A 7,453-nucleotide genomic window follows, 5' to 3' on the forward strand; every position below is an offset into this window, starting at 1 on the left:
TTTAAGAGGAGTGCAGCAGCCATTTTGATACCCTCTTTTGATTCAATTTTTGAGATTTCACTTAAAACTTTTTCTAAATCTAAGTCTAAGTTTTCCATTTTACAGACCTCCTGGTTAGTTTAGTCTTTTAGGTTTTATGTTATCATTAATTTAAAAAATATTAAAAATTTTTATTATGCCTCTAAAATATTTTATTAAAAGACACAATTTATATTCTACTCCCTGATATAGTATTGAATTTGTAGATTTAAGCATAAGTGAAAGGCTTTTTAAGAGTTGATTTATTTACAAAAGAGTATAAATTTAGTTAGAAAAAATTGTAAGAAGAGGTGAGGTTATGTCTCAGGTAGATATAGAAGATCTTTTTTTAGAAGGGGCTAAGCTGATAACCCTTAAAAGGTTTGATGAGGCTTTAGAATATTTTGAAAAGGTCTTAGCCTTAGACCCGAACCATATCAAGGCTTTAGAAGCAAGGGCTGTGATCTACTTGCAAAAAGATCAATTAGACTTAGCAGAAAAAGATTTAGAAAGGGCTATTTCGTTAGAACCAGAAAATCCAAGATTATATTTTAGGTTAGGGCAAATTTATTATAAGAAAAAAGACTTAGATAAAGCCCTTGAGCTTTTTACCCAAGCCATAGACTTAGAACCGGTTTATCCTGCTGCCTATATGGCAAGAAGTCAAATATTGAGAGAAAAAGGGCTTGAGGAAGCGGCAGATTTAGAGTTAGACAAAGCCGTAAAAGTCCAGAGAGAACTTGCTAAAGCAAGAAAGGTGGTAGATTTTTAGGTCAATATACCTTTTATTCTAACACTACCGTCCAGTTAAACTCGTCCTCTCTTTCTCCGTATTGTATTCCAGTAATGTAATCGAAAAACTTTTTGGTAAGTTCTCCTGTTTGTCCTTGTCCTATTAGGTATGGTTTATCTTTGTAACAAATTTCTCCTACCGGAGAAATCACAGCAGCAGTCCCTGTTCCAAAACACTCTTTCAGCCTACCTTCCTGTATAGCTGAGATTACTTCATCTATAGAAATTTGTCTTTCCTTAGCAGGAATTCCTAAATGAGAGGCGAGTTTTAACACAGAGTCTCTGGTTATCCCTGGAAGGATCGACCCAGAAAGAGCAGGGGTGGCTAATTCGTCAGAAAAATAGAAGAAGATGTTCATACTACCTACTTCTTCTACATACTTTCTTTCTTTTCCGTCTAACCAGAGCACCTGAGTATACCCTTTTTGTTGAGCTACAGCCTGGGCTTTAAGACTTGCTGCATAGTTTCCACCGGTTTTTACCTCTCCTGTTCCTCCTGGACAAGCCCTTACGTATTCTTCGGTTACATAAATCTTAACCGGGTTAAATCCCTCGGCATAGTAAGGACCTACAGGAGAAAGAATTATCATAAAAAGATATTCATGACTTACCTTAACCCCAAGGGTATTTTCTGTAGCAAAGATGATGGGCCTTATGTAAAGAGCTGATCCTTTTTGCTTAGGTATCCAGTCTTTGTCTAATAAAACCAAAGTTTTAATAGCCTCAAATGTTAAGTTAGGGTCTACCTGAGGAATACACATCCTGTCTGCAGAACGGTTTAATCTATTTATATGGTCAAAAGGCCTAAAAAGCCTTATCTTTCCGTCAACTCCAGCATATGCCTTCATCCCTTCAAATATGGTTTGTGAATAATGCAACACTATAGCAGCAGGGTGAAGTTCTATGTTAGAAAACGGAATTATTTTCGGAGAATGCCAGCCTTTCCCCTCTTTATATTTCATCACAAACATATGAGGAGTAAAAATTTTACCAAAGACAAGTTTGTCAAAATTAGGAGCCTTTCTATCCTCAGGTTTAGCTAAATGAATTTCAATTTCCATATCCAGGCCTCCTGTCTAATTTGTATATTTTAAGAGAATATCCCTTTTTGTTTTTTTGACAAGACTTTCTTTTGAGGTAAAATTTAAAAACATGGGGTTAATCCTAAAACAAAAAAATCTCTCAAAAACACAGCTTAACCAAGAAACCATCAACCGTTTCATAGGAGAAATTTTACACTTTACTTTAGAAAGTTTATTGGTTTGTGAAAAAGATATCAAATCACTTTTTCACGATAAAGAGTTTTTTACTCAAAAAATTTCCTTTTACCTAAAAAAGGCTTTAGCTCTGTATCAAGAACCTATTTTTAGGAAAGAAGAGATAGAGGAGAAAGCAAGAGAGACCTTACTTAAACTTTTTGAAGAGAGTGAGTTTAAAAAGCTGATTTTCAAGTCTTTAAGGCAGGCTAAAAACATATATTCTGAAGTAGAAGGTTTTTTGCTTGATGAGGAAAAAAAAGATATCAAGATGGTAAGGCCAGATTTAATAATTAAGTCTTCTTCGTGTTGGATAATCTTTGAGTTTAAACTTCATCAGGCTTCTGATTTTAGAGATGAAGATCAACTCAAGGGCTATGTTTCTTTGTTGCAAAAAATTTATCCTGATGTTAATATATCAGCATACCTCATAGTGTTAGAGCCTTTTAACATAATTGAGATAACCAAAAAAGATGCCTCAAGCTATACTAATTCCTGCCAACTCTCACTTTTTGAAAACCTTAATTAACTTTTTTCTTGACGGAAGGTCTTTAGACGAAAGTATCTTAAAAACCTGGATAGTTTTCCCTAATAAACGTTCTGCCCTGTTTTTTAAACGTTACTTAAAAGAAAAAGGGAGTAAGAACAAAGCTGGTTTTTTCCCGCGTATTTTTTCCTTAGAAACCCTGGTAGACTATCTTTATGTTATGCTTGAGGACAAACCTTGTCCAACAGGAACGAAGATTTTAAGGCTTTTACCTCTTTTAGAGGTTTTTCCTCAAGTTCTATCAGAAAATGTAAGCGAGAGTTTTGAAAAAAACTTTTTTTGGGGCATAAAATTTCTTGAGGTTTTTGAAGAGTTGGAAAAGGAGGATAGAGAGCCTCAAAATTTGGTATACCCGCCTGAAAACTTACCACCTATCGCTCAAGATATTTTCGAAAAGCTAAAGAAACTTTATCTTGAATACAATAAAGTTTTAAACCAAAAGGGTTTGGTTAGCCCTACTTTTAGGTTAAAGAGGGTGGCAGAGATTTTGGAAAACACAGATTTAAAAGAAACTTTTTTAGGTTCTATGATTGAAGAGGTGTGGCTGGTAGGATTTGCTGGTTTAAGAAAGATAGAAGAGAAGTTGTTTAAAGCCTTTTTGAAAAATTTTGAAAAAACCTTTTTAGTGTTTCAAGTTCCTAAAGAAGACCCTGCCCCTTTACCAAACGTGGTAAAAAACACTTTGCAACTCTTTGGGATTAACCAGAAGTATAGGTTTTTACCTAAGGATTATTACGCAAAAGAAGTAAAACCTACTTCTATAAACTTTTATCGCTCTACAGATTTACATCTGGAAATAACACAGGCATTAGACTTGGTTAATGAAAATCCTCAAAGGCCAGACGAAGTGGCTTTTGTGCTTTCTGACCCGAATACGTTAATACCCTTAATTTATAAACTGGAACAAAAAGATCTCCCTCTTGAGGTGAATGTTTCTCTTTTTTATCCCATGGATAGTTTTCCGTTAAATTCTCTTTTGACCTCTGTTATAAAAGCCCAAAGAGATAGAATTCAGGGCCTTTATCCTACCCAGTCCTATTTAAAAGTGATAAAACATCCTATACTTAATCGTGCTTTTTCAGACAATATTTTCTGGGAGGAATTTTTAAAGGCTATAGAAAATTTCATCAGAAATAAAGGCTATATAACCATAGATTTAGGAGAAATAGAAAAAGAGTTTGGTGATTACCGTCAAGGTAAATACACCCAAGATCTTATAGAAAAAATTATCAAAGATGTTCATCAGGTTTTCTTTAAAAACTGGGAAAACCTAAGATCTCCAAAAGATATAGCTAAAAATTTGGAAAAAATCTTAGATTTTCTGAAACTAAAGGATTTCAACTTAGATCCTCAGAGTTCTTTTCAGGACATAGTCTTACATAATTATCTTGAGGTAATAGAAACAGAGGTTCTTCCCTTTTTTACCAAAGATTATCTTCCTTCAGTTATAAATAATAATAAAGAAAATCTCTTAACCTTGCTAGAGTATCTTTTAAAAACACAAAAAGTTCCTTTGTTTGGAGACCCTCTTACAGGTTTACAAATTCTTGGTGTTATGGAAACAAGACTTCTTTCGTTTAAAAAGCTTATACTTTTAGACGTAAACGAAGGAAGCTTTCCTTCTTCTCCAGATTTTAATCCCTTGCTTACCGATGAGATTAAATCCTGGCTTAAAATACCTGTTTTTAACCATAACGAACTTTGGAGCTATTATTTTGATACGATCATAAACTCTGCAGAAGAGGTACATATTTTTTATCTGCTTGTTGAGAAGTCAACTACCCAGGAAGTTAAAGAACCTTCAAGGTTTATACACAGGTTAAAATGGGAGTTAGAGCAACAAGGAAATTCCATAGAAGAAAAGATCATACAACCCAACCTATGTGTGTTTTCAAAAAGAGAGGAAGGGATACCTAAGACTGAAACAATAAAAGAGAGTTTGTTTAACCACTTATCCAGAGAAAGGGTTAGCCGTTATTACTTTGAGACCTATCTTAAATGTGGGGCGAAGTTTTTCTTTAAGTACATAATGAAACTTAAAGAACCTGAGAGGTTGGGTTTTAAGGTAGAAGATCCAGGGAACTTTATTCACAGCTTTTTTAAAGAATTTTTTAGCCCTTACAAAGGTAAGACTTTTCTAATTTCAAAAATTTGTGATGAGAATAGTGTTAAAATTAACTTTGAAAAGTTATGGAAAAATTTTGAGTTTGAAAGAAAACTTGATCCTTTGAGTGAATACCTTTCAAGAACCATAACTCTGGCAAGTATTTATAAATACTTCAATTTTTTGAAAAAAGAGGAAGAAAAAAAGATAAAGTCCCATAAACTCCTTGCTTTAGAAGAAGGTCTTGAAGCTAAAGAAGAGATACTCCTTTGTGATGGTAGAACCTTAAACATTACATTTTATGGCATTTTTGATTTTTTGATAGAAAGGGAAGAAGAGGTGATCAAATATTTAATCATGGATTTTAAAAGCAATCCTTCTATATCTCCTCAACCTAAAAAAATGAAAGAGTTTATAAGTAAATATTCTCTGCCAGATAAATATGATTTAGAAAGTTTGCGTTCAATACTTGAAAACTTTGGAGAGAGCCTTGCAAATTTTCAGTTGTTTTTTTATTGCTATCTCTTTTATAGAAATAAACAGAGATTTATCTCTCCAAATATAGATAAGTATATCATAAATGCAGGGTTTATCAGACCTTCTAACTTTGAAAAACCTGAGGTTTTTCTCTTTAACCTTAAGAAAAAGGAAGGGGCTTTAGTAAATCAATTTTTTGAAAAAGAGGCTAAGAAGTTTTTAGAATGGGTGGTCAAGCATATGTTATTTGCCGAAAAGTTCTACTTTACTGAAAATGAAAACATATGTAATTACTGTGAGTACTTAACCCTTTGCAAAAATTATCGTTATTTAATATGATTTTTGGAGGATTTAAAGGAGGGGTAGGGTGGAAAGCTATCTGGTGTTAGAAAAATATGCTGAGAAAAACCGTTTTTACAGAGAAATAACAGAAAAAGTACTCTCTGGGAAAACTTTAAACTTAGAAGAGGCTTTAAGGTTGTATCAAGAAGGAGATTTTTATTTTCTGGGCACCCTGGCTAATGCCGTAAAAGAAAACTTGCATCAAAAACGTTATTATTATACGATAAACAGGCATATTAACTATACTAATGTTTGTACTACCAACTGTAAGTTTTGTGGATACCACAAAAAACCTGGTGAAAAAGGAGGTTATACCTATCAATTAGAAGAGATTATAGAAGCGTTAAAATCAACCCCAGAGTTAAAGGAAGTTCATATAGTAGGTGGGGTAAACCCAGAGTTGCCTTATGAGTACTATGTAGAACTGATACGTAAGGTAAGAGAAAACTTTCCTTTGTTAAAGATTAGAGCCTTTACCTGTGTAGAGATAGACTGGTTATCGAAAATTTCTAAAAAATCGGTAGAAGAGGTTTTAACCGAGCTAAAACAAGCAGGGTTAAATTCTCTTCCAGGAGGAGGGGCTGAGGTTTTTTCAGAAAGACTTCATAAGGAGCTCTATCCTAAAAAGATTGGTTATCAGAGATGGCTTGAGATAGCTAAGACAGCCCATAGATTAGGAATACTTACCAATGCTACCCTTCTTTTTGGACATTTAGAAACAGACGAAGAGATAATAAACCATCTATTAACCCTTAGAGAAGTCCAAGAAGAAACCAAAGGATTTTATTGTTTTATCCCCCTTGCCTTTATACCAGAAGGTAATGAACTTTCCCATCTACCTGGACCTTCGGCTTTAAAGATTTTAAAAACCATAGCTATTTCAAGGATTGTTTTGTCTAACTTTCCTCACATCAAGGCTTACTGGGTTTTTCTGGGAGTAAAATTAGCTCAGATAGCCCTGTTATGGGGAGCAGACCATTTTCACGGAACGGTGATAGAAGAAAAAATAAGCCAATCTATGAGAAAAGATGTAGTCGTACATCTGTCTACGGAAGAGATCCAGAGGCTTATCCAAGAAATAGGAGGTGAACCGGTTGAGGTTTAAAAGCTTATTTGCGAAAAATCAGATTAAGAATAATTGTGAGTAAAAGACTAATTAAAATAGAAGTTGCTAAAGGAAAATAGAAAGTAAAGTTATCTTTTTTGATATAAATATCACCGGGAAGTTTTCCTATATAAGGTATCTTGGGAAGTAAAGAGATAAAAATCCCCAGTAATATTAAACAAAACCCTAATAAAACTAAAAATTTTCCAAAACCTGACATCTCAGGCATATTTCAAAATATAGTCATCGTTACAAAACTTTCAACCTAAATTATTGACCATATAGGTCTTACCTTAAGTTTTAGATTAAAATTATATTTTTAATTCGCATCCCAATCGCCACGGCCTCTCAAACTTTCCATATTATGAACGTGTACATGTTCTCCTTTTTTAATGTATGTGGTTGCTCTACCGATAACTTCTCCATATTTGATGACGTTTTCTCCTTTTTTAATATCAACTATCGGGGAGTAGAATATAAATTGTGTCTTTTAATAAAATATTTTAGAGGCATAATAAAAATTTTTAATATTTTTTAAATTAATGATAACATAAAACCTAAAAGACTAAACTAACCAGGAGGTCTGTAAAATGGAAAACTTAGACTTAGATTTAGAAAAAGTTTTAAGTGAAATCTCAAAAATTGAATCAAAAGAGGGTATCAAAATGGCTGCTGCACTCCTCTTAAACGCTCTCATGAAAAAAGAAAGAGAAATATTCCTTAGAGATAGTATTGATAATAAAGCTAATGGTTACTATGAAAGACAACTTGCCTGTTTCTTAGGTAACCTTGGTATCTCTGTCCCAAGAGAT

General features: G+C 33.5%; 6 protein-coding genes and 2 pseudogenes. 5 read left to right on the forward strand and 3 right to left on the reverse strand.

Features of this window, described 5'->3' with window-relative positions; genetic code table 11:
- Positions 1–337: 337 nt before the first annotated feature.
- On the forward strand, positions 338–790 hold the full coding sequence (locus G580_RS0108365) for a tetratricopeptide repeat protein (protein ID WP_028841772.1): 453 nt from the start codon (positions 338–340) through the stop codon (positions 788–790).
- Between the two features lie 13 nt (positions 791–803).
- On the opposite strand, the gene G580_RS0108370 is transcribed toward G580_RS0108365, so the two are convergent.
- Positions 804–1,871: a branched-chain amino acid aminotransferase gene (locus G580_RS0108370; protein ID WP_028841773.1), complete on the reverse strand. Its 1,068-nt coding sequence runs from the start codon at positions 1,869–1,871 to the stop codon at positions 804–806.
- Positions 1,872–1,962: 91 nt separating this feature from the next.
- Between G580_RS0108370 and G580_RS0108375 the strand changes: the two genes are divergently transcribed.
- From G580_RS0108375 to G580_RS0108385, 3 genes are read left to right on the forward strand one after another with little or no spacing between them, the layout of a single operon-like run.
- Positions 1,963–2,595 (forward strand): hypothetical protein, encoded by a 633-nt coding sequence (locus tag G580_RS0108375; protein ID WP_038041958.1) that lies wholly within the window; start codon positions 1,963–1,965, stop codon positions 2,593–2,595.
- A complete protein-coding gene (locus tag G580_RS0108380; protein ID WP_028841775.1) occupies positions 2,540–5,533 on the forward strand; it encodes a PD-(D/E)XK nuclease family protein in 2,994 nt (997 codons plus the stop codon). The genes G580_RS0108375 and G580_RS0108380 overlap by 56 nt, the downstream gene beginning before the upstream one ends.
- 28 nt (positions 5,534–5,561) lie before the next feature.
- Positions 5,562–6,641: a CofH family radical SAM protein gene (locus G580_RS0108385; RefSeq protein ID WP_083960849.1), complete on the forward strand. Its 1,080-nt coding sequence runs from the start codon at positions 5,562–5,564 to the stop codon at positions 6,639–6,641.
- Positions 6,642–6,645: 4 nt separating this feature from the next.
- On the opposite strand, the gene G580_RS0108390 is transcribed toward G580_RS0108385, so the two are convergent.
- Together G580_RS0108390 and G580_RS11910 are read right to left on the reverse strand one after the other, a co-directional pair.
- The gene (locus tag G580_RS0108390; RefSeq protein ID WP_028841777.1) at positions 6,646–6,861 is read right to left on the reverse strand and encodes a DUF2905 domain-containing protein; all 216 of its coding nucleotides are present in this window, start codon (positions 6,859–6,861) and stop codon (positions 6,646–6,648) included.
- A gap of 99 nt (positions 6,862–6,960) precedes the next feature.
- Positions 6,961–7,098: pseudogene (locus G580_RS11910) on the reverse strand (SAF domain-containing protein); the annotation flags it as partial.
- A 133-nt stretch (positions 7,099–7,231) separates the two neighbouring features.
- Between G580_RS11910 and G580_RS10620 the strand changes: the two are divergent.
- Positions 7,232–7,453, forward strand: a pseudogene (locus tag G580_RS10620) (IS256 family transposase); the annotation flags it as partial.

This window comes from Thermodesulfobacterium hveragerdense DSM 12571, assembly GCF_000423845.1.
Lineage (GTDB): Bacteria > Desulfobacterota > Thermodesulfobacteria > Thermodesulfobacteriales > Thermodesulfobacteriaceae > Thermodesulfobacterium > Thermodesulfobacterium hveragerdense.